This is a genomic window from Streptomyces mirabilis, from assembly GCF_018310535.1.
Classification (GTDB): domain Bacteria; phylum Actinomycetota; class Actinomycetes; order Streptomycetales; family Streptomycetaceae; genus Streptomyces.
The window spans coordinates 6,678,872-6,700,819 of sequence record NZ_CP074102.1; the positions used below are offsets into that span (position 1 = coordinate 6,678,872).

17 protein-coding genes are annotated in these 21,948 nt (G+C 69.5%); 14 read left to right on the forward strand and 3 right to left on the reverse strand.

Annotation, left to right across the window (positions count from 1 at the left end; all coding sequences use genetic code 11):
* Positions 1–80 precede the first annotated feature (80 nt).
* From SMIR_RS29445 to SMIR_RS29485, 9 genes are all read left to right on the forward strand, one after another.
* Complete coding sequence (locus tag SMIR_RS29445; protein ID WP_212727583.1) at positions 81–3,038, forward strand: M14 family metallopeptidase; 2,958 nt, start codon at positions 81–83, stop codon at positions 3,036–3,038.
* A gap of 190 nt (positions 3,039–3,228) precedes the next feature.
* Positions 3,229–4,239: a type I glyceraldehyde-3-phosphate dehydrogenase gene (gap, locus tag SMIR_RS29450; protein WP_168490466.1), complete on the forward strand. Its 1,011-nt coding sequence runs from the start codon at positions 3,229–3,231 to the stop codon at positions 4,237–4,239.
* A gap of 130 nt (positions 4,240–4,369) precedes the next feature.
* Positions 4,370–5,581 carry a phosphoglycerate kinase gene (locus SMIR_RS29455; RefSeq protein ID WP_212727584.1) on the forward strand — a complete coding sequence of 404 codons (1,212 nt, stop codon included), beginning with the start codon at positions 4,370–4,372 and terminating at the stop codon, positions 5,579–5,581.
* Positions 5,582–5,587: 6 nt separating this feature from the next.
* Positions 5,588–6,364: a triose-phosphate isomerase gene (gene tpiA / locus SMIR_RS29460; protein ID WP_168490465.1), complete on the forward strand. Its 777-nt coding sequence runs from the start codon at positions 5,588–5,590 to the stop codon at positions 6,362–6,364.
* Positions 6,365–6,489: 125 nt separating this feature from the next.
* On the forward strand, positions 6,490–6,726 hold the full coding sequence (gene secG, locus SMIR_RS29465) for a preprotein translocase subunit SecG (RefSeq protein ID WP_006373292.1): 237 nt from the start codon (positions 6,490–6,492) through the stop codon (positions 6,724–6,726).
* 236 nt (positions 6,727–6,962) lie between these two features.
* Positions 6,963–7,298, forward strand: a complete 336-nt coding sequence (locus SMIR_RS29470; RefSeq protein ID WP_075026247.1) for an RNA polymerase-binding protein RbpA — start codon at positions 6,963–6,965, stop codon at positions 7,296–7,298.
* Between the two features lie 188 nt (positions 7,299–7,486).
* On the forward strand, positions 7,487–8,755 hold the full coding sequence (locus tag SMIR_RS29475; RefSeq protein ID WP_168490464.1) for an MFS transporter: 1,269 nt from the start codon (positions 7,487–7,489) through the stop codon (positions 8,753–8,755).
* Between the two features lie 72 nt (positions 8,756–8,827).
* Positions 8,828–10,480 (forward strand): glucose-6-phosphate isomerase, encoded by a 1,653-nt coding sequence (gene pgi / locus SMIR_RS29480; RefSeq protein ID WP_168490463.1) that lies wholly within the window; start codon positions 8,828–8,830, stop codon positions 10,478–10,480.
* Positions 10,481–10,581: 101 nt separating this feature from the next.
* Positions 10,582–11,487 carry a hypothetical protein gene (locus SMIR_RS29485; protein WP_168490462.1) on the forward strand — a complete coding sequence of 302 codons (906 nt, stop codon included), beginning with the start codon at positions 10,582–10,584 and terminating at the stop codon, positions 11,485–11,487.
* A gap of 19 nt (positions 11,488–11,506) precedes the next feature.
* On the opposite strand, the gene SMIR_RS29490 is transcribed toward SMIR_RS29485, so the two are convergent.
* From SMIR_RS29490 to SMIR_RS29500, 3 genes are read right to left on the reverse strand one after another with little or no spacing between them, the layout of a single operon-like run.
* A complete protein-coding gene (locus tag SMIR_RS29490; protein ID WP_212727585.1) occupies positions 11,507–13,798 on the reverse strand; it encodes an ABC transporter permease in 2,292 nt (763 codons plus the stop codon).
* Positions 13,799–13,803: 5 nt separating this feature from the next.
* Positions 13,804–14,550 carry an ABC transporter ATP-binding protein gene (locus SMIR_RS29495; protein ID WP_168490460.1) on the reverse strand — a complete coding sequence of 249 codons (747 nt, stop codon included), beginning with the start codon at positions 14,548–14,550 and terminating at the stop codon, positions 13,804–13,806.
* Entirely contained in the window at positions 14,547–15,062 is a 516-nt protein-coding gene (locus SMIR_RS29500; RefSeq protein ID WP_168490459.1) for a PadR family transcriptional regulator, read from the reverse strand. Before SMIR_RS29500 ends, SMIR_RS29495 begins: the two co-directional genes overlap by 4 nt.
* 177 nt (positions 15,063–15,239) lie before the next feature.
* On the opposite strand from SMIR_RS29500, the gene SMIR_RS29505 reads away from it, so the two are divergent.
* The 5 genes from SMIR_RS29505 (at position 15,240) to SMIR_RS29525 (ending at position 21,943) form a co-directional block, all read left to right on the forward strand.
* Positions 15,240–16,511 carry an ABC transporter substrate-binding protein gene (locus SMIR_RS29505; protein ID WP_212727586.1) on the forward strand — a complete coding sequence of 424 codons (1,272 nt, stop codon included), beginning with the start codon at positions 15,240–15,242 and terminating at the stop codon, positions 16,509–16,511.
* A gap of 199 nt (positions 16,512–16,710) precedes the next feature.
* A complete protein-coding gene (locus SMIR_RS29510; RefSeq protein WP_168490457.1) occupies positions 16,711–18,348 on the forward strand; it encodes a glycoside hydrolase family 13 protein in 1,638 nt (545 codons plus the stop codon).
* Positions 18,349–18,417: 69 nt separating this feature from the next.
* Complete coding sequence (locus tag SMIR_RS29515; RefSeq protein WP_168490456.1) at positions 18,418–19,743, forward strand: ABC transporter substrate-binding protein; 1,326 nt, start codon at positions 18,418–18,420, stop codon at positions 19,741–19,743.
* Positions 19,744–19,748: 5 nt separating this feature from the next.
* Entirely contained in the window at positions 19,749–21,107 is a 1,359-nt protein-coding gene (locus SMIR_RS29520) for an ABC transporter permease (protein ID WP_168490455.1), read from the forward strand.
* Positions 21,104–21,943, forward strand: a complete 840-nt coding sequence (locus SMIR_RS29525) for a carbohydrate ABC transporter permease (RefSeq protein ID WP_101405807.1) — start codon at positions 21,104–21,106, stop codon at positions 21,941–21,943. The genes SMIR_RS29520 and SMIR_RS29525 overlap by 4 nt, the downstream gene beginning before the upstream one ends.
* Positions 21,944–21,948 lie beyond the last annotated feature (5 nt).

Sequence of the window (21,948 nt, forward strand, 5' to 3'; positions counted from 1 at the left end):
AGGCACCCTTGACTTGACCATGAAGTGTCATGAGCCTGGCATCTGTTCGCTGCTGTGGCGGACTCACGCAAGGGGGGCTCATGAGACGAAGAGCGAGAGCGATCCTCGCTACGGGCGCGCTCCTGCTGGGCGGTGCGGGCATGGCGCCCATCGCCCAGGCGCAGAACGGCGGTTCACCCAAGCCCGACGCGAACGCCGTGAAGGTGTTCCACGCGGAGATCACGAAGCAGCAGATACCCCTGCTGCTCGCGGCCGGGCAGGACGGCCACGAACTCGGCGACACGACGTGGAAGAACGGCAAGAGCGCGGTCGAGGTCTACGTCACCGACCAGCAGGCCAAGAAGCTGGAGAAGCAGGGCGTCCACCTCACCGAGCACACCTTGACGGCCAAGGCCGAGGCGCGGGTGGAGAGCGCGGCCCAGGGCGTGTTCCGCCCGTACAGCGGCAAGGGCAATCTCCAGGAGGAGATCGTCAAGACCGGCGCCGCCCACCCCGACCTCGCCAAGGTCGTCTCCATCGGCAAGACGGTCAACGGCCAGGACATCCTCGCGCTCAAACTGACCAAGGGCGCGAAGAAGACCAAGGACGGCTCCAAGCCGTCCGTGCTGTACATGTCCAACCAGCACGCGCGCGAGTGGATCACGCCCGAGATGACACGGCGTCTGATGCACTACTACTTGGACAACTACTCCACGAACAAACGCATCAAGAAGATCGTCGACTCCACCGAGCTGTGGTTCGTCCTGTCGGCCAACCCCGACGGCTACGACTACACGTTCAAGGACGCCGACGCCCGCCAGTGGCGCAAGAACCTGCGGGACGTGAACGGCGACGGGGTCATCTCCACCGGTGACGGTGTCGACCTCAACCGCAACTTCGCCTACAAGTGGGGCTACGACGACGAGGGTTCGTCACCCAACCCCACCAATGAGACCTACCGCGGCGCGAGCCCCGGCTCCGAGCCCGAGACCAAGGCGCTCGACGCCTTCGAGAAGCGGATCGGTTTCACGTACGGCATCAACTACCACTCCGCCGCCGAACTGCTCCTCTACGGAGTGGGCTGGCAGGTGGCGACGCCCACCCCGGACGACGTGCTCTACAAGGCGCTCGCCGGAACCCCCGAGCACTCCGCGATCCCGGGCTACCACCCCCAGGTCTCCTCGGAGCTCTACACGACCAACGGCGAGGCGGACGGCCACGCGGGCAACGTCAACGGCATGGCGATGTTCACCCCCGAGATGTCGACCTGTCAGACCGCCTCGGACCTCGACCCGAACGACGCCTGGAACGCGGCCGACTGCGCCTCGGTCTTCACCTTCCCTGACGACGAGAAGCTGATCGAGCAGGAGTTCGAGAAGAACGTCCCGTTCGCGCTCTCCGTCGCCGAGACCGCGGCCCACCCCGACCAGCCGTCGTCCGCGGTGGGCCTCGACGCACCCGACTTCACCCCGGCCCCCTTCACGACGTCGTACTCCCGCGGCGCCGACCAGGAGGTCTCCGTCGTCGTCCGCAAGTCCGTACGCGACAAGGAGCTCAAGTACCGCGTCAACGGCGGCCGTACGCTGGACATGGCGCTCAAGGCCTGGAAGGGCGGCGAGACCTACGGCGGCAAGGACAACCTCTACTTCGACGAGTACCGCGCCGAGGTGAAGGACGGCGACCCCGGCGACAAGGTCGAGGTGTGGTTCACCGGTGAGACCAGGAGCGGCAAGAAGACCTCCAGTACGCACTTCACGTACACCGTGGCCCAGCGGCCCAGTGCCGACACGCTGGTCGTCGCCGAGGAGGGCGCGACCGCCACGCAGTCCCAGGCCTACGTCGATGCCTTGAAGGCCAACGGCAAGAAGCCCCTCGTCTGGGACGTGGCGGCCCTGGGCGCGCCCGACGCGCTCGGCGTGCTCGACCACTTCAAGACGGTCGTCCACTACACCGGCGCCGCACGGCCGGGCAACGCCACCCAGCTCCAACTGCGCGCCTTCCTCAACGAGGGCGGCAAGCTGATCGAGGCGGGCGAGCAGGCCGGCGGCAACGTCGACCTAGGCGGCGGCACCCTTTCGAACGACTTCAGCCAGTACTACCTGGGTGCCTACTCCCGTACGTCCACTCCGGGGGCCAACGGATTCGCCGGCTCCGGAAAGCTCACCGGCTTCACGGGAGCGCTCGGCGACGCGCCCGGCAATCCGCTGAACACGGCGGGTACCTACGGCGTCACCTCGGACTCACTGGCGCCCGCGCAGTACCCGCAGTTCGCGTCGAGCGCGGGAGCGGGTCAGTTCGCCGGGACGGTCAACCCGTACGGGCCCTACGCGGGCTCGTACATGGCCGCCGCCGTGCACACCGACGACGCCTACAAGCGCCTCACCCGGACCATCGACCTCACCGGTGTCAGCGCCGCCGACAAGCCGACGCTGCGCACCCAACTCCTGTGGGACACCGAGCCCGGCTACGACCACGCCGTGCTCGAGGCCCACACCACCGGGGCCGACGACTGGACGACGCTCCCCGAGGCGGGCGGCGCCACCAGCACCGCGGTCCCCGCGGAGTGCGAGGCCGGATTCCTGGTCAGGGAGCACCCGTTCCTCAAGCGGTACCTGACGGTGAGTTCCACCGGCTGCGCCAACACCGGTACCAGCGGGGCGTGGAACAGCTTCACCGGCGCCTCCAGCGGCTGGCAGCAGGTCAACTTCGACCTCAGCGCGTACGCCGGCAAGTCGGTCGAGGTGTCGCTGAGCTACATCACCGACCCGAACACCGGTGGTCACGGCGTCCTCGCGGACAACGCCTCCCTCGTCGTCGGCGGGGCGGCCACCGAGACCGAGGGCTTCGAGACCTCCCTCGGGCCCTGGAGCGCCTCCGGACCGCCTCCGGGCAGTCCCTCCGTGCTCAAGGACTGGGCGCGGTACGGAGAGCTGTTCAAGACGTACGGCGGAGTCACCACGGACGACACGGTGCTGCTGGGCTTCGGCCTGGAGCACGTCACCGCGGCGGCCGACCGTGCGGCCCTCATCAAGAAGGCGCTCGGGGCGCTGAACAGCTAACCCTGTGTGACTATCTCGTCAACATCGAGGGTGTTCCGTACCCCTACTGGTGGGTACGGAACACCCTGCCGTGTATGGGGTATCTCGATGTCACCGCAGACGCCCCGGGGAGGTAGGGTCGTAGGCGGTCGGGGACATCCCATACAACTCGCCGGCACTGAGTCGGCGTACCTAACGAGGAGATCGGTTCGTGACGATCCGCGTAGGCATCAACGGCTTTGGCCGCATCGGTCGTAACTACTTCCGCGCGCTGCTGGAGCAGGGTGCTGACATCGAGATCGTGGCTGTCAACGACCTGGGTGACACCGCGACCACCGCTCACCTGCTGAAGTACGACACCATCCTGGGCCGCCTCAAGGCCGAGGTGTCGCACACCGCCGACACGATCACCGTCGACGGCCACACCATCAAGGTGCTCTCCGAGCGCAACCCCGCCGACATCCCGTGGGGCGAGCTGGGCGTCGACATCGTCATCGAGTCGACCGGCATCTTCACCAAGAAGGCCGACGCCGAGAAGCACATCGCGGGCGGCGCCAAGAAGGTCCTGATCTCGGCTCCGGCCAAGGACGAGGACATCACCATCGTGATGGGCGTCAACCAGGACAAGTACGACCCGGCGCAGCACCACATCATCTCCAACGCCTCCTGCACCACCAACTGTGTGGCGCCGATGGCCAAGGTGCTCGACGAGAACTTCGGCATCGTCAAGGGCCTGATGACGACGGTCCACGCGTACACGAACGACCAGCGCATCCTGGACTTCCCGCACTCGGACCTGCGCCGCGCCCGCGCCGCCGCCGAGAACATCATCCCGACCACGACCGGTGCCGCCAAGGCCACCGCCCTGGTCCTGCCGCAGCTCAAGGGCAAGCTCGACGGCATCGCGATGCGCGTCCCGGTCCCGACCGGCTCGGCCACCGACCTGGTCGTGACGCTGCAGCGCGAGGTCACCAAGGACGAGGTCAACGCCGCGTTCAAGAAGGCCTCCGACGACGGCGACCTCAAGGGCTACCTGTCGTACACCGAGGACCCGATCGTCTCCTCGGACATCGTCGGCGACCCGGCGTCCTGCACCTTCGACTCCTCCCTGACGATGGTTCAGGAGGGCAACTCGGTGAAGATCCTCGGCTGGTACGACAACGAGTGGGGCTACTCCAACCGCCTCGTCGACCTCACGGTCTTCGTCGGCGGCCAGCTCTAAGTCCCGGAGCAGGCACCTCTGATGTGAGAGCAGGGCTCGGGCAGCGCACAGCCGCGTTGTCCGAGCCCTGCTCTGTGCACGGATCGATCAGCCCTCCCGGACAACACAGAGCCCTCCTAGGAGTCCCTTCATGAAGACGATCGACGAACTTCTCACCGAAGGCGTGGACGGCAAGCGGGTCTTCGTCCGCGCCGACCTGAACGTGCCGCTGGCCGACGGCCTCATCACCGACGACGGCCGTATCCGCGCCGTCCTGCCCACCATCAAGGCCCTCGCCGAAGCGGGCGCCAAGGTGGTCGTCGCCTCGCACCTGGGCCGCCCCAAGGGCGCCCCGGACCCGGCGTTCTCCCTGCTGCAGCCCGCCGAGCGTCTCGGTGAACTGCTCGGCGCCCCCGTGGCGTTCGCCCAGGACACCGTCGGCCCCGCCGCCCACGACGCCGTGAACGGCCTCCAGCCCGGCCAGGTCGCCGTGATCGAGAACCTGCGCTTCAACCCGGGTGAGACGTCCAAGGACGACACCGAGCGCGGCGAGTTCGCCGACCAGCTCGCCGCCCTGGCCGATGTCTACGTAGGCGACGGTTTCGGTGCCGTGCACCGCAAGCACGCCTCCGTGTACGACCTCCCGGCGCGCCTTCCGCACTACGCGGGCTACCTCATCGCCACCGAGGTCAACGTCCTGAAGAAGCTCACCGAGGACGTCAAGCGCCCCTACGTCGTCGCGCTCGGCGGCGCCAAGGTCTCCGACAAGCTCGCCGTCATCGACCAGCTGCTCGGCAAGGCCGACCGTCTGCTCATCGGCGGCGGCATGGCGTACACCTTCCTCAAGGCCAAGGGGTACGAGGTCGGCATCTCCCTCCTCCAGGAGGACCAGGTTCCGGCCGTCAAGGAGTACATGGACCGCGCGGAGAAGAACGGCGTCGAGCTAGTCCTCCCCGTCGACGTCCTGGTCGCTCCGGAGTTCCCGGACCTCAAGACCAAGGCCCCCGCCAACCCGACCACCGTCGCCGCGGACGCCATCCCGGCCGACCAGGAGGGCCTGGACATCGGTCCGGAGACCCGCAAGCTGTACGCCTCGAAGCTCGCCGACGCGGCCACCGTCTTCTGGAACGGTCCGATGGGCGTCTTCGAGCACCCCGACTACGCCGAGGGCACCAAGGCGGTCGCCCAGGCCCTCGTCGAATCCCCGGCCTTCACGGTCGTCGGCGGTGGCGACTCCGCCGCGGCCGTCCGCATCCTGGGCTTCGACGAGAAGGCATTCGGTCACATCTCGACCGGTGGCGGCGCCTCCCTCGAATACCTCGAGGGCAAGACGCTCCCCGGCCTCGCCGCACTGGAGGACTGACCCCGCATGACGACCCGTATGCCGCTGATGGCAGGCAACTGGAAGATGAACCTCAACCACCTCGAGGCCATCGCGCACGTCCAGAAGCTCGCCTTCGCCCTGGCCGACAAGGACTACGAGGCCTGTGAGGTCGCCGTCCTGCCGCCCTTCACCGACCTGCGCTCCGTGCAGACCCTGGTCGACGGTGACAAGCTCAAGATCAAGTACGGCGCGCAGGACCTCTCGGCGCAGGACTCCGGTGCCTACACCGGAGAGATCTCGGGCCCGATGCTGTCCAAGCTGAAGTGCACGTATGTGGCGATCGGCCACTCCGAGCGCCGGCAGTACCACAACGAGACCGACGAGATCGTCAACGCCAAGGTCAAGGCCGCCTTCAAGCACGGTCTGACCCCGATCCTGTGCGTCGGCGAGGAGCTGGACGTCCGGGAGGCGGGCAACCACGTCGCGCACACGCTCTCCCAGGTCGACGGGGGTCTCAAGGACGTCCCGGCCGAGCAGGCCGAGTCGATCGTGATCGCGTACGAGCCGGTCTGGGCCATCGGCACCGGCAAGGTCTGCGGCTCCGACGACGCCCAGGAGGTCTGCGCGGCGATCCGCGCCCGGCTGGCCGAGCTGTACTCCCAGGAAGTGGCCGACCAGGTCCGTATCCAGTACGGCGGCTCCGTGAAGTCCGGCAATGTCGCGGAGATCATGGCGAAGCCCGACATCGACGGCGCCCTGGTCGGCGGCGCCTCTCTGGACGCCGACGAGTTCGTCAAGATCGTCCGCTTCCGCGACCAGTAAGTATGCGCTAGCGGCGATTCGTCGTACCCTTGCGGGGGTCGTGGCCTTCGGAGTGGGCTTGAGGTGCTCACCCAGTAGGCTTCGGCCCCCGTCGTCCATTCAGTTCCGAGGAAGTTGGTCCAGCCGTGGTTTTGGGGTTCTCGATCGCCCTGATCGTCTTCAGCCTGCTGCTGATGCTGCTGGTGCTGATGCACAAGGGGAAGGGCGGCGGTCTCTCCGACATGTTCGGTGGCGGCATGCAGTCGTCCGTCGGTGGCTCCTCGGTCGCCGAGCGCAACCTCGACCGCATCACCGTGGTGATCGGTCTGCTCTGGTTCGCGTCCATTGTCGTGCTCGGCATCCTGATGAAGGTCAACAACTGATCACCGACCGGCATCGGTACAGCAGCACAACTGCACATTACGCAAGCACAATCCGCACGTAAGGCCCCATGTCCGGTACGCGCCCCCAGGCGCGGCCTATCATGGGGCTTGCGTCTAGGGGCCGGGGTGTAACTCCAATCACTGGACGCGCGTTGGGCCTTACGTAGACTGAGGCGCTCGCAGCGAAGCGTCACGCCGACTCGCTTCGCGGCACCATCACGCAGGGAGTTACGACCGTGGCAAGTGGCAACGCGATCCGAGGAAGCCGGGTCGGGGCGGGGCCGATGGGCGAGGCCGAGCGCGGCGAGTCCGCGCCGCGGCTGCGCATCTCCTTCTGGTGCTCCAATGGGCACGAGACGGTGCCCAGCTTCGCCAGCGACGCGCAGGTTCCCGAGACCTGGGACTGTCCGCGCTGCGGCTTTCCCGCCGGGCAGGACCAGGACAACCCGCCGGACCCGCCGCGCACCGAGCCGTACAAGACGCACCTCGCGTACGTACGGGAGCGGCGCAGCGACGCGGACGGCGAGGCGATCCTCGCCGAGGCGCTCGCCAAACTGCGGGGCGAAATCTAGGGGTTGAGAACCGGCCGGGCACCGAGGTGCCTGGCCGGATGTGTTTCGTACGCCGGGTCGCGCACGGGCGCACCGCCGGGGCGCACCGTCGTGCCGACCCGGTTGCGGAGCGCCCGCGGCGCTGCCGCGAGCCGATTGTCAGTGGTGCCCTCTACGGTTCTTGAAGTGACGGAACCAGAGGGGGCGTTGTGACGACGGTCGAGGCGGCGGGGGTGCGGGCACCCGCGTGGCGCGGGGGCTTCGGGCGCCTGTGGAGCGCGGCGGTGGTGTCGCGTTTCGGGGACGCCCTGCGCACCGCAGCGCTGCCGCTGCTCGCCGTGCGGCTCACGGACGATCCGCTCGTCATCGCCTCTGTCACGGCCTGTGGCTACCTCCCCTGGCTCTTCTTCGGGCTGCTGGGCGGCGCGGTCGCGGACCGGGTGGACCAGCGGCGGGCGATGTGGGCCGTCGACATCGTGCGCGGCGGGCTGGTGGCCTGCTTCGCCCTCGCCGTCGGGCTCGGCCACGCCACGATCGGCCTGCTGATCATGCTCGCCTTCGCCCTGACCACCCTCCAGACGCTGTTCGACAACGCGTCCACGGCCCTGCTGCCCTCTCTGGTGGACAAAGAGGCCCTGGGCGGCGCCAATGCCCGGCTGATGACCGGCCAGCAGTTCGCCGGCGGTTTCCTGGCCGGCCCCTTCGTGCCGGTGCTGCTCACCCTCGGGGCCGCCGCGCCGTTCGCGGCCGACGCACTCACTTATCTGCTGGCCGCGGCCCTCGTGGCCTCCCTGCGGATCCGGGCGCCCGAGCGGGAGCCCCGGCCCGCCGGGAGCACCCTGCGGGCGGAGGTGGCCGAAGGAGTGCGCACCCTGTGGCACGACAGGGTGCTGCGCGCGGTCTGCACGGCCACACTGCTGTGCAACATCGGCATGGGGGCCCTGATCGCCACCCTGGTCCTGCACGTGACCGGCTGGCTGCACGCGGGAAACGTGGGCTTCGCGGCCGCGATGACGGCCTACTCGGCCGGATCCCTGGCCGGGGGAGTGCCGGCCCAGTGGATCGCGCGCCGGATCGGACGGGTGCGGAGCCTGTTCCTGTGCGGATGCGTCCAGACGGCGGCCCTGGTACTCCTCGGCACCGTCCGCCATCTGGGTGCACTCCTCGTGGGCATGGCACTGCTCGGACTGATGGGCATGGTGTGGAACGTCAACCAGGTCACGCTGATGCAGCAGCGCAGCCCGGCAGTCATGGTGGGCCGCGTCAGCTCCGCGTTCCGCACCGCCTCCACCTCCGGGGCCCCGCTCGGCGCCCTGCTCGGCGGCACCGTGGCGGGTGCCTACGGGCTGAACGGGCCCGCGCTGTTCGCGGCCGTCCTCTTCGGGCTCGCCGTCATCTCGCTGATACCCGCGCATCTGCCGGACGTATCTGTTGTTGAGCCGGACGACGGCGCTACGACAGCTCACGTCAAGCCCTGATCAATTAGGTTGGGACCGGCAGTGGGGCGAGGCAAGCAGCAGCACACGCAGGAAAGAAGGCGGAAGCCAGAGATGAACGCAGACAGCCGTGCCAGGCTCAACCAGACGCCCGAGTGGACCGCTCTGGCCAAGCACCGCGAGGAGCTCGCGGAGACCCATCTGCGGGACCTGTTCGCAACCGACCCCGGGCGCGGAACGGGGTACACCCTTCAGGTCGGCGATCTGCACGTCGACTACTCCAAGCACCTGGTCGCCGACGAGACGCTGCGGCTGCTGCGCGAGCTGGCAGCGGCGACCGACGTCTTCGGGCTGCGGGACGCCATGTTCCGCGGCGAGAAGATCAACGTCACCGAGAACCGGGCCGTGCTCCACGTGGCGCTGCGTGCCCCGCGCGACGCGGTGATCGAGGTCGACGGGGAGAACGTCGTCCCTGGCGTGCACGCCGTGCTCGACAAGATGGCCGACTTCGCCGAGCGGGTCCGCTCCGGCGAGTGGACCGGCCACACCGGCAAGCGCATCAAGAACGTCGTGAACATCGGTATCGGCGGCTCCGACCTCGGCCCGGCGATGGCCTACGAGGTGCTGCGCTCCTTCACCGACCGCGACCTCACGGTCCGCTTCGTGTCGAACGTGGACGGCGCCGACCTGCACGAGGCCGTCCGCGACCTCGACCCGGCCGAGACACTGTTCATCATCGCCTCGAAGACGTTCACCACCATCGAGACGATCACCAACGCGACCTCCGCGCGCGACTGGCTGCTCACCGAGCTGAAGGCCGGTCAGGAGGCCGTGGCCAAGCACTTCGTGGCGCTGTCGACCAATGCCGAGAAGGTCGCCGACTTCGGTATCGACACGGCCAACATGTTCGAGTTCTGGGACTGGGTCGGCGGACGGTACTCGTACGACTCCGCGATCGGTCTGTCCCTGATGATCGCGATCGGGCCGGACCGCTTCCGGGAGATGCTCGACGGGTTCCACCTCGTCGACGAGCACTTCCGCACCGCGCCCGTCGAGACCAATGTGCCGCTGCTGATGGGCCTGTTGGGTATCTGGTACGGCAACTTCCACAACGCCCAGTCGCATGCGGTGCTGCCGTACTCGCACTACCTTTCGAAGTTCACGGCGTATCTGCAACAGCTGGACATGGAGTCCAACGGCAAGTCCGTGGAGCGCGACGGGCACGACGTGGAGTGGGAGACCGGCCCGGTCGTGTGGGGGACGCCCGGTACCAATGGGCAACACGCTTACTACCAGCTCATCCACCAGGGCACGAAGCTGATCCCGGCGGACTTCATCGGCTTCGCCGAGCCGGTCGCCGATCTGCTGCCGGGTCTGGTCGCCCAGCACGACCTGCTGATGGCGAACTTCTTCGCGCAGACCCAGGCCCTCGCCTTCGGCAAGACGCCGGACGAGGTGCGCGCCGAGGGCGTGGCCGAGGAACTGGTCCCGCACAAGACGTTCAAGGGCAACCACCCGACGACGACGATTCTCGCGAGGGAGCTGTCGCCGTCGGTGCTCGGCCAGTTGGTCGCCCTCTACGAGCACAAGGTGTTCGTCCAGGGAGCGGTCTGGAACATCGACTCCTTCGACCAGTGGGGTGTCGAGCTCGGCAAGGTCCTCGCCAAGCGGGTCGAACCCGCGCTGACCGAGGGTGCGGAAGTGCCTGGCCTGGACGAGTCGACGAAGGCGCTCGTCGCGAAGTACCGGGAGCTGCGCGGCCGGTAGGCGCGGACGCGCGTGGGTCACGGAAAGCGGGCGGCGGGAGTCCGCCCGCTTCCCGTAGACTCCCGGGCGATCATGCAGATGAAGGCTCGGGGGAGCGGAAGTTGACTGGTTCGCACGGGAGTTGGACGGGCGGCACGTTGACGGCGAGGTCGTTTCTGAAGCCGAAGCGGGTCGCGGAGGCGGTCTTCCATCCGGCGTGGATCCCGGAGGCGGTCGATCCGGAGGTGGAGCGGCTCAAGCGGGTACGGGTCATCGCCGGGGCGGTCGCGGCGGTCGGTGTCTACACCTTCGTGCAAGGCGGGTTCGCGTTCACGGAAATGCTGCAGAACATGCTGACGGCGTCCGCCGTGCTGCTGTTCATCACGCCGTTGACCGTCGGGGCGATGCTCTTCGTCTGGCGGCGCACCGGGACGGTCCGGCAGCTGCGGGTGCCGCTCGGCAACTCGTTCAAGCTGCTGCTGGCCTTCGTCGGGTCCATCGTCCTGACGGTGCTGATGTGGTGGCTTGCCGCCGGGGTCGGAGGGTTCGCCCTGGTGCTGGGGCTGGTGGCGATCTGGCTGACCGGGTTCGTCGGCTCGGGCGCGGTGAAGGTGTCCGGCAACTTCTTCGGTACGGCGGCGGTGCATCGCTGTCTGCCGCCGTTGCTCGCCACCGTGACGACGTGGCTGATGGCCATTCCGGATCTCGCCACGGGGGATCTGCACGGGCTCAGTCTCGGGATGGGGGTTGTCTTCATCCTGGGGGCGCCGGTGACGGTCACGGGGATTGCCGCGCTGGAGATGTACCGGTTGCGGAGTCGGCACGGGATACGGCTGGGGGCGCATCCGGCGTCGTTGCCGCCGCCGCGGCCCGCGTACACGCCGGGGGCCGGGTATGTGCCGCCGCAGGGCAACCCGTACGGGTCGGGTCCGGCGTACACGTACAACCAGGGCAACCCCTATGCGCCGGGGCCGCGGAACCCGTACAACCAAGGACCGCAGAACCCGTACAACCCGCACGGATTCTGACGGCGCTCGGGCCCCGGGCTCAGGCCACCGCGCTCAGGGTGTCCGCGAGCCGTCGTCGGGCGGCGCGGCCCGCGGGGAACGCGGCGAGGGCGGCGGCACCCAGGACCGCGGCCAGACCGAACAGCGACAGCAGGAGGGGGGACGGCCCCCGCGCGATACCGGCGCCGATCCCGCTCGACTTCCCCTGGGCGTCGATCAGCCAGTGCGCCAGAGGCAGCCCCAGCGCGGTACCCGCGAGGACCGCTGCCAGCGCGGTGCAGGCGGTGCCCGTGACGGTGACCGCCGTGATCTGCCGCGGGGACAGCCCGATGGCCTTGAGCGCCAGCAGATCCCGCTCGCCCTCGCGCACGGTGCCGCCGATCGCGGTCAGCAGTTCGATGAGCCCGATGAGGGCCAGCACGGCGATCAGCCCGACGACGACCCCGCGCAGCGGCGAGAGGCCGTCGGCCGGGTTGGTCACGGCGTGCACGTCCAGGTGCCCGTGCCCGGCCGCGGTCAGCTCGGCGGCGACCTTGCCCGGGTCGGCGCCGGGGCGCAACTGGAGCTGGTAGAGGGTCGGGCGGAGCTCCGGGTCGTTCTCGCGCAGGGTGTCGAGCGAGGTGGAGATGACGCGGCCGCCGTTCTCCGGCTCGATGCTGCGGCCGACGATGTGCAGGATCTGCGGGCGTGCGCCGACGGTCATCCGCACCCAGTCCCCGACGCGCACGTCCAGCAGGTCGAGCAGCCCCTGACCGGCCACCGCCTCGTCGGGCCCGTGGGCCGGGCGGCCCTCGGCCAGCGTGAACGGGTACGGGTCCTGATGCGTGCCGAGCCCGCGCAGTGCGATCGTCGCCGTCTGGCCCGGAACCAGAGCGGCCACCTCGGCGCCCGGGTGCACGGCGGTGACCTGTGCGTTCCGGGCGAGCAGGGCGCGGGCTGCCGGATCGCCGAGGCTCTCGTCCGGGTGCGCAGTGAGCGCGGCCGCGAGGCCGATCCGCTCGGGTTCGCTGTGGAAGCGGTCGATGGTGGTCCACGCGCTCAGCGCGACCACGATCAGCAGCAGTGGCAGGGCGAGCCGGGCGACCGTGGCCAGCGAGCGCGGCCGCCGCGGGAACGCCTGGTGCCAGCCCAGCACGAGCGCAGGGGGCAGCCGCAGTCCGATCGCCCGGCGGGCCACGCCCGACAGGCGGCCGGCCGGCGGTGCCGCGGCCCGCAGCACCGGCACGGGGGGCACCCGGCCCGCCCGCCACGCCGCGATCCCGGTCGTCGCGCCGATGAAGAGCACCGCGGCCACCGGTACCGCCAACAGTGCCGCGGTGTGCCCGGGCAGTCCCTGCCAGACGCCCAAGGCATCGCCGAGACGGCCGGGGATCCTGCTCCCCAGCGCCTGGGTGAGCGTGGCGGCGACCAGGGCGCCCAGCGACGCGTACACCACGTGTTGGATCAGGAAGATGCGCACCACCTGGGCGGGCGTGAACCCGATCGCCTTCAGTACCGAGATGTCCCGCAGATGGCCGCGGATACGGGTGCCGATCGCGCCGTACACGGCGAGCGCGGCGGCGAGGAGCGCGCCGAGGCCGAACAGGCCCAGCACCTGTCCCAGCAGCCGGTTGTCGCCCTGGGCCTCGGCGCGGGCCTGCTGCCAGTTCGACACCTGGGTCACCGCACCGGAGCCGAGCGCCGTCACCGCGCGCTGCACGGCGTAGTCCGTGTCGCCGGGATCGGTCAGACGCAGACCGATGACCTGGCCCGTACGTCCGTCCGCGCCCCACACCGCGGAGGGCAGCGCCCAGACGACCCCCGACCGCTCGCCGGGGCGGTAGCGGGGCTCGGCGCTGTCGGCCACGCCCAGGACGGTCAGGGTGCGTGCGGTGCCGGGCACGGTGAGGGTGTCCCCGGGCTCGGCCCACAGCGCACGGGCGAGGCTGTCCTCCAGGACGACTCCGTCGGGCCGGGCGCGGTCGAGCCAGTGACCGGAGACGAGCAGCGGCCGACCGGTGGCGGGCGGCTCGACGGCGCCGCGCAGCTCGACATAGGCACGGGTGCCGCGTGACTCGACGGTGGCGGACGCGGTGCGGTACGGGCCCGCCACGGACTCGACGCCGTCCAGCCGCGCGAGCCGCCCGGCGTCGGCGGACGCGCCGGTGTGGATCCACACATGGGCGCCGTGCGACTGTGTGAAGACGCGCTGCCAGGGGTTCGTCGCGTATCCGAAGAGCGCCGCGGCGAGCAGCAGAGAGGTGACGATTCCCGCGGTGGCGAGCACGATGAACAGCGCCTCGCCCCGATGCGTGCGCAGATCGGCATGCGCCCAGCGCAGAGTGGCCCGCACGCTGCTCAGTCCCTCAGTTCCAGCACGCCGGATATCCCGGCGCCGCGTGACGGCGTGCCGTCGAGTTCCGCGTCGTCGGCGATGCGGCCGTCGAAGAAGCTGATCACGCGGTCCGCGGCGCTGGCGAGCCGGGCGTCGTGGGTGACGAGCACGATGGTCTGACCGCGCTGGTGGAAGCGGGACAGCAGCCGCATCACCTCGCGGGTGCCCTTGCTGTCCAGGCTGCCCGCGGGTTCGTCGGCCAGCAGCAGGGACGGATGGTTGACCAGCGCCCGGGCCAGGGCGACGCGCTGCTGTTCGCCGCCGGACAGCTCACCCGGCATGCTGCGTCCCTTGCCCTCCAGGCCCAGCTCGGACAGCAGCCGCTCGCGCTCGGCGCGCGCCCGCTTGGGGGAGACCCCGGCGAGCAGCGCGGGCAGCTCCACGTTGTCGGCGACCGACAGATTGGAGACCAGGTTGAAGAACTGGAAGACGATGCCGATGCGCCGTCGCCGTTCCACCGCCCAGCGCGCCTCGCTGTACGCGTCCGTGCATTCGGCGTCCAGCCAGACGCTGCCGGAGTCGGGCCGCTGGAGGCCGCCGAGGAGGTGCAGCAGCGTCGACTTGCCGGCGCCGGACGGGCCGGTGACGGCCACGAACTCGCCTTGGCGCACGGCAAGATCCACTCCGCGTACGGCATACGCCGGGGCGCCCTCGCCGTAGTGGGTCTTGACCAGGCCCTCGGCGCGCAGCAAAGGACCGGTGTGGCTCATTCCAGATCCTCCAGTTCCTCCTGGCAGCGCTCCAGCCAGTCAAGATCGGCCTGCAGGTGCAGCATGGCGCCCTCGATCAGCAGCTGGGAGATGCGGTTGTCCCGGTCCTCGGCCGCGGCGAGCTTCGACAGGTTGCGCATGGTGTTCAGATACTGCCGCCGCTGCCTGTTGATCAGGGCGATCTGGTCGGCCAGGCCGGTCGTCGGGGCGAGCGCGAGTTTCATGAAGAACTCGTCCCGTACCCGAGGCTCGTCCGCCGTCTCCTGGTACCAGGCATGCAGCGCTTCGCGCCCGGTGTCGGTGAGGTGGTAGATCTTCTTGTTGGGCCGGCTCGACTGTTCGACTTCCTCGCCCTCGATCAGTCCCGTCTTCTCGAGGCGGCCGAGCGTGACGTAGATCTGGCCGACGTTGGGCTGAGGGTACGCGGAGCCCAGCAGTTGCTCAAGGTCCTGCTTGAGCTCGTACCCGTGGGCCGGGCCTCGCGCCAGCAGGGCCAGGAGGGGCAGCCGCACCCGTGCTCTCCTCCCCGCATCCTTGTCATGTGCCGCGCACCGATGTCAGGCCGTCGCCCGGTCGATGCGGCCGGAGGCCAATGTGTCGCAGGCCCTAGTATCGCCCATACCTAACAGGTATACATGGCCACTGACGCCGGGCGAAGGTGCCCGACGCCGGTGTACAGGGAGGAACCTATGCGGTGGATACGTGCCGCCGGTAGGGGCCTCCTGGTCGCAGCGGTGGTCCTGACCGGTTACGTCACCTCCGGCACCCCCGCCGACGGGGCGCACGGCGCCGGTCGCGGCCCGCTCACCCTGGCGACCGCGGGCGACCTCACCGGCTATCTGGGGCCACTGCTCGAAGGGTGGAACCGTACCCACCCCGGCGAGAAGGTGACCCTCGTCGAGCTCCCGGACTCCGCCGACGAGACGCACGCGCAGATGACGACCGACCTGCGCGGCGGTGGCAGAAGCCGCTTCGACGTCCTCAACATCGACGTCGCCTGGACCTCGGAGTTCGCCGCCGCGGGCTGGATATCTCCGCTGGACCGCGGCCGCTTCCCGCTCCACAGCTTCCTGCCGCCGGTCGTGGACACGGCGACGTACGACGGCAGGCTGTACGCGGTCCCGTACGTCACCAACGCGGGACTCCTCCTGTACCGCAAGGACGTCCTCGCCAAGGAGGGCGTCGCGCCGCCGCGGACCTGGGCCGAGCTGGAGCGGCAGGCGAGGACCATCGCCCCGAAGTACGGACTCGACGGTTACGCCGGCCAGTTCCTGCCCTACGAGGGTCTCACCGTGAACGCGGCGGAGGCGGTCTACTCGGCGGGCGGCACGATCCTCGGCGACGAGGGCGAGCGCGTCACCGTGAACTCCGAGGCGGCCCGCGAGGGCATCGGGTTCCTCGCCGACGGCGTGCGTGACGGCTGGATTCCGAGGAAGGCGCTGACGTACAAGGAAGAGGAGTCGAAACAGGCCTTTCAGGACGGCCACCTCCTCTTTCTGCGCAACTGGCCCTACGCCTACGTCGGTGCTTCCGGCAAGGGATCGGCGGTCGCCGGGAAGGTCGGCGCGGTCCCCCTGCCCGGACCCGACGGACCGGGCACGAGCGTGCTGGGCGGCTCCAACCTGGCCGTCAACACGCATGCGCGGCACCCCGATTCGGCCGCGCGCCTGATCGCGTACCTCACGACCGAGCGGGCGCAGCGCCAGGTCCTCACCAAGGGTGCGCTGCCGCCCGTACGGGCGGCGCTGTACCAGGACCCGGAGCTGATCCGGGAGTTCCCCTATCTGCCCACGCTGCGCGCCAGCGTCCTCGCGGCCGCCCCGCGCCCCAAGAGCCCGCGTTACGACCAGGTCAGCCTGGTCGTGCAGGCCGTGGTCCACGACGCGATGACGGGGCAAGAGACGCCTTCCGCGGCGGTACGGCGGCTGGCGCGCGAGCTGGCGGCCATCTCACGCCGGTAGCACCACGGCGGTGCCCTGTCGGCACCCTGCTAGTTACTTGTTAGGTAACGGGAGCATCCCATCTTCGGGTTTCGTGCCCGAAAAGTCTGCATATAACTGCCCAACTTCCCGGTTGGTGCTGCCTACTCGTTGACACCTGCGCGACACGCCTACTTAACATGCATGCATAACCACAGGCACGCACAGACAGGTCCAACGGGTGACCCTCAACACGCACCGCTGGTGGCGCGACGCAGTGATCTACCAGGTGTACGTCCGCAGCTTCCTGGACAGCACCGGTGACGGCATCGGCGATCTCGCCGGGGTTCGCGCGGGCATGCCGTACCTCAAGAAGCTCGGTGTCGACGGCATCTGGCTGAGCCCCTTCTACCCCTCGCCGCAGCACGACCACGGCTACGACGTCGCCGACTACTGCGACGTGGACCCGCTCTTCGGCGACCTCGCCGAGTTCGACCTGCTGATGACCGACGCCCGCCGCCTCGGCGTCAAGGTGCTCCTGGACATCGTCCCCAACCACTGCTCCAGTGAGCACCCGTGGTTCCGGGCCGCGCTCGCGGCGGAGCCGGGCAGCTCGGCCCGCGCCCGCTTCCACTTCGCCGACGGACGCGGCCCGGAGGGCGCCGAGCCGCCCAACAACTGGCACGCCATGTTCGGCGGACCCGCCTGGTCCCGCGTCACCGAGGCGGACGGCAACCCCGGCCAGTGGTACCTGAACATGTTCACGTCCGAGCAGCCCGACCTGAACTGGCGCAACCCCGAGGTCGGCGCGCACTTCGACCACGTGCTGCGGTTCTGGCTCGACCGGGGCGTCGACGGCTTCCGCATCGACGTCGCCGCCGGCCTCTTCAAGCACCCCGACCTGCCGGACTCGCCCGACCCGGAGGCCGACGCCCGCACCCGCGACTCGGTCAACCCGCTCGCCTGGAACCGGCCCGAGGTGCACGACGTGTGGCGCCACTGGCGGTCCGTCTGCGAGGAGTACACCGGGCGCGACGGCCGCGACCGGCTGCTGGTCGGCGAGGTCTCGGTACCGACGGCCCGCGAACACGCCCAGTACGTACGCCCGGACGAGCTCCACCAGGCCTTCTTCTTCGACCTGCTCAGCGCGCCCTGGAACGCCGACGCCTTCCGCAAGGTCATTTCCGAGGCCATGCAGGACATAGCCGGCACCGGATCGACGGTCACCTGGGTCCTCAACAACCACGACCAGGTCCGCACCGTCACCCGCTATGGCGAGCTCGGCACCGAGGGCAGCGGCCTCGGTACGGCCCGTGCCCGCGCCGCCGCACTGCTGATGCTGGCGCTGCCCGGAGCCGCGTACATCTACCAGGGCGAGGAGCTCGGGCTGCCCGAGGTCGTCGACCTGCCCGACGACGTGCTGACGGACCCGATCTTCCGCCGCACGGGAAGCCGTGCCCGCATCCGCGACGGCTGCCGGGTGCCGCTGCCCTGGTCCGGGCACACCTCGCCGTTCGGCTTCACCTCGGGCGCGGAGAGCGCCAAGCCGTGGCTGCCGCAGCCCGCCTACTTCGCCGAGTACGCCACCGACCGCGCGCTCGCCGACACCCGCTCCTTCTGGCACCTCTACCGCGACGGGCTCCAGCTGCGCGCCGGACTCCCGCAGTTGGGCGAGGGCACGCTGCGCTGGCTTCAGGCGCCGCCCGGCGTCCTCGCCTTCGTCCGCGACGACGGCCTGGTGTGCGCGGTCAACTTCGACGCGGCCCCGACGCCCGCACCGGTCTCCGGCACCCCCTTGCTGTCCAGCGGGCCCTGTCCGGCCGGCGTGCTGCCCGGCTCGACGGCCGCCTGGTGGATCAGCGACTGCACGAACCCCTGACCATCCCCTCCTCTGCTTCCCGTTCCTCTGGTTTCCGTCAATTCCCCTGCCCTGAAAGGGACATCAACGATGATGCGACGACGTACGACCCTGCTCGCGAGCTGCACCGCCCTCGCCCTGGCGCTCGGCGCCACCGCCTGCGGAGGCGGGCCTGTAGCCGCCGGAGGCGGCGGTAAGTCGCTCAGCGGCCAGACGATCACCGTGGCCGGTGTCTGGTCCGGCAGCGAGCAGAAGAACTTCCAGAAGGTCCTGGACGCCTTCACCGCGAAGACGGGTGCCAAGACCCAGTTCGTCTCCACCGGCGACAACGTCTCCACGGTCGTCGGCAGCAAGATCGAGGGCGGCAACGCCCCCGACGTGGTGATGGTCCCGCAGGTCGGCGTCCTCCAGCAGTTCGCGAAGGAGGGCTGGCTCAAGCCGCTCTCCAAGACCACCGAACGGTCCGTCGACACCAACTACGCGAGCGTCTGGAAGAAGTATGGCAGCGTCGGCGACACCTTCTACGGTCTCTACTTCAAGGCCGCCCACAAGTCGACCGTCTGGTACAGCCCCGACGCGCTCGCCCAGGCCGGTGTCAAGCCGCCGACCACGTACGACGCCATGCTGAAGGCCGGACACACCGTCTCCGACTCGGGCCTCGCCGCCTTCTCCGTCGCCGGACAGGACGGCTGGACGCTCACCGACTGGTTCGAGAACATCTACCTCTCCCAGGCGGGCCCCGAGAAGTACGACGCCCTGGCCGCCCACCAGCTGAAGTGGACCGACCCGACCGTGGTCAAGGCGCTCACCACCCTCGGCAAGCTCTTCAAGGACAAGCAACTGATAGCCGGCGGCCAGAAGGGGGCCCTGAACACGGACTTCCCCGGCTCCGTGGAGAAGGTCTTCGGACCCAAGCCCGAGGCGGGCATGGTCTACGAGGGCGACTTCGTCGCCGGGGTCGCCAAGGACCAGTTCGGCAAGAAGATCGGCCAGGACGCGAACTTCTTCCCCTTCCCCGCGGTCGACGGCGGCAAGGCGCCGGTGGTCAGCGGCGGCGACGCGGCCGTGGTCCTCAAGGACGGCAAGAACCAGAAGGCCGCCATGACGTTCCTGGAGTACCTGGCGACCCCCGAAGCCGCCGCCGTCTGGGCCGGGGCGGGCGGCTTCCTCTCCCCGAACAAGAAGCTCGACCTCGCCTCCTACAGCGACGACATCGCCCGTGAGACCGCCAAGTCCCTGGTCGCCGCCGGGGATTCGGTCCGCTTCGACATGTCCGACCAGGCCCCCGCCGCGTTCGGCGGCACCAAGGGCGCCGGCGAGTGGAAGATCCTCCAGGACTTCCTCCGTGACCCCTCGGACCCGAAGGCGACCGCGGCCGAACTGGAGAAGGCCGCGGCCAAGGCGTACCAGGGCTGATCACCATGACCGCCACCCTCGTGAAAGAGGCGAGCCCTCCGGCCGTCGGCACGGCCGACCACAGACGGCGCGCCAGGCGCCGCGGCCGGATCGTCGCCCTCGTCTTCGTCCTGCCCGCCCTGCTCCTGCTCGGCGCGCTCGTCGTCTACCCCGTGGTCTTCTCCGTGGGGCGCAGCTTCTTCGACGCCTCCGGCAACCGGTTCGTGGGCGGCGACAACTACACCGAGATGTTCCGCGACCCAGCCACGCTCAAGGCCGTACGCAACAGCGCCATCTGGGTCGTCGTCGCGCCGACGCTGCTCACCGGGCTCGGCCTGGTGCTCGCCGTCCTGGTCGAGAAGATCCGCTGGGCCACCGCGTTCAAGCTGCTGCTGTTCATGCCCATGGCGGTCTCCTTCCTGGCCGCCGGCATCATCTTCCGGCTCGCGTACGACGAGGACCCCGACAAGGGTGTCCTGAACGCCGCCGTGGTCGGCGTCCACGACGCGTTCGAGGGAACCTCGTCCTATCCGACCGCCCGCGCCCGCGACGGCCAGGGCCTCACCAAGGGCGCCGACGGTTCGTACCGTACGACCGCCTACGCCTCGCCCGGCCACACGGTCGGCCTCGGGCTCGTCGGCGTCCTCCCCAAGGACCTGCCGAAGGACGCGAAGCCCGCCTACGCGGCCGCCGGGCAGAAGGCGGCCCGGGACGAGCTGCGCGGTGTCGTCTACCTGGACTTCACACCCGGCGGGGGAGGAAAACAGGGCCAGGTCGACCGAGGGGAGAGCGGACTGCCCGAGATGAAGGTCGAGGCGGCGCGCGACGGGAAGACGGTCGCGAGCACGACCACCGCGGCCGACGGCTCCTTCCGCTTCTCCGGGCTGGACTCCGGCTCGTACACCGTGCGGCTGCCCGCGTCGAACTTCAGCCCGCCGTACGAGGGTGTGTCCTGGCTCGGTCCTGCGTTGGTCACCCCCGCCATCATCGGCGCGTACCTGTGGATCTGGACCGGCTTCGCCATGGTGCTGATCGGCGCCGGACTCGCCGCCCTGCCGCGCGACGCGCTGGAGGCGGCCCGGATGGACGGCGCCAACGAGTGGCAGATCTTCCGCCGGATCACCGTGCCGCTGCTGGCACCCGTGCTCACCGTGGTCTTCGTCACGCTCGTGATCAACGTGATGAAGGTCTTCGACCTCGTCTACATCATCGCGCCCGGACCGGTGCAGGAGGACGCCACCGTGCTCGCCACCCAGATGTGGCTGGTGTCCTTCGGCGGCGGCAACAACCAGGGCCTGGGCAGCGCACTCGGTGTGCTCCTCCTGCTCCTGGTCGTCCCCGCCATGGTCTTCAACGTCCGCCGCTTCCGAAGGAGTCAACGATGAACGCGCTCAGGCGGGGGCTCGGCAACGGCCTGGTGCAGGCGTTCCTGGTGATCGTCGGCCTGGTCTGGGTCACCCCGCTCGCAGGGCTCTTCCTCTCCTCGATGCGCTCGGCGCAGGACACCGCCAAGGGAGGCTGGTGGACGGCGCTGACCAGCCCCGGTCAGCTCTCCTTCGACAACTACTCCGCCCTTCTGGGCAATGCGGGGATGACGCGGGCGTTCTGGAACACCGTGCTGATCTCCGTGCCGGCCACCGTCCTCGTCGTGGTGATCGCGGCGCTCGCCGGATACGCCTTCGCCTGGCTGGAGTTCCCCTTCCGGGACACGATCTTCCTTGTCGTGGTGGCGTTGTTGGTGGTGCCGGTCCAGATCGGGCTGCTGCCGGTCGCCAAACTCTTCGGTGCGCTGGGGCTGTTCGGCACGATCCCCGGTGTCGTGCTCTTCCACGTCTCCTACGGGCTGCCGTTCGCCATCTTCCTGCTGCGCAACTACTTCGCGGAGATGCCGAAGGAGATGCTGGAGGCCGCCCGGATGGACGGAGGCAGCGAGTGGCGCATCTTCACCCGGCTGGTGCTGCCGGTCGGACGTCCGGCCATCGCGAGCCTGGCCATCTTCCAGTTCCTGTGGGTGTGGAACGACATGCTGGTCGCCCTGCTGTTCGCCGACAGTTCCTCGCAGCCGTTGACGGTCGAACTCCAGTCCCAGATACGGCAGTTCGGCAGCAATATCGATGTGCTGGCACCGGGGGCGTTTCTGTCGCTGATCGTTCCGGTGGTCGTGTTCTTCGCGTTCCAGCGGCACTTTGTGCAGGGGGTGATGGCCGGCTCGGTGAAGTGACGGGC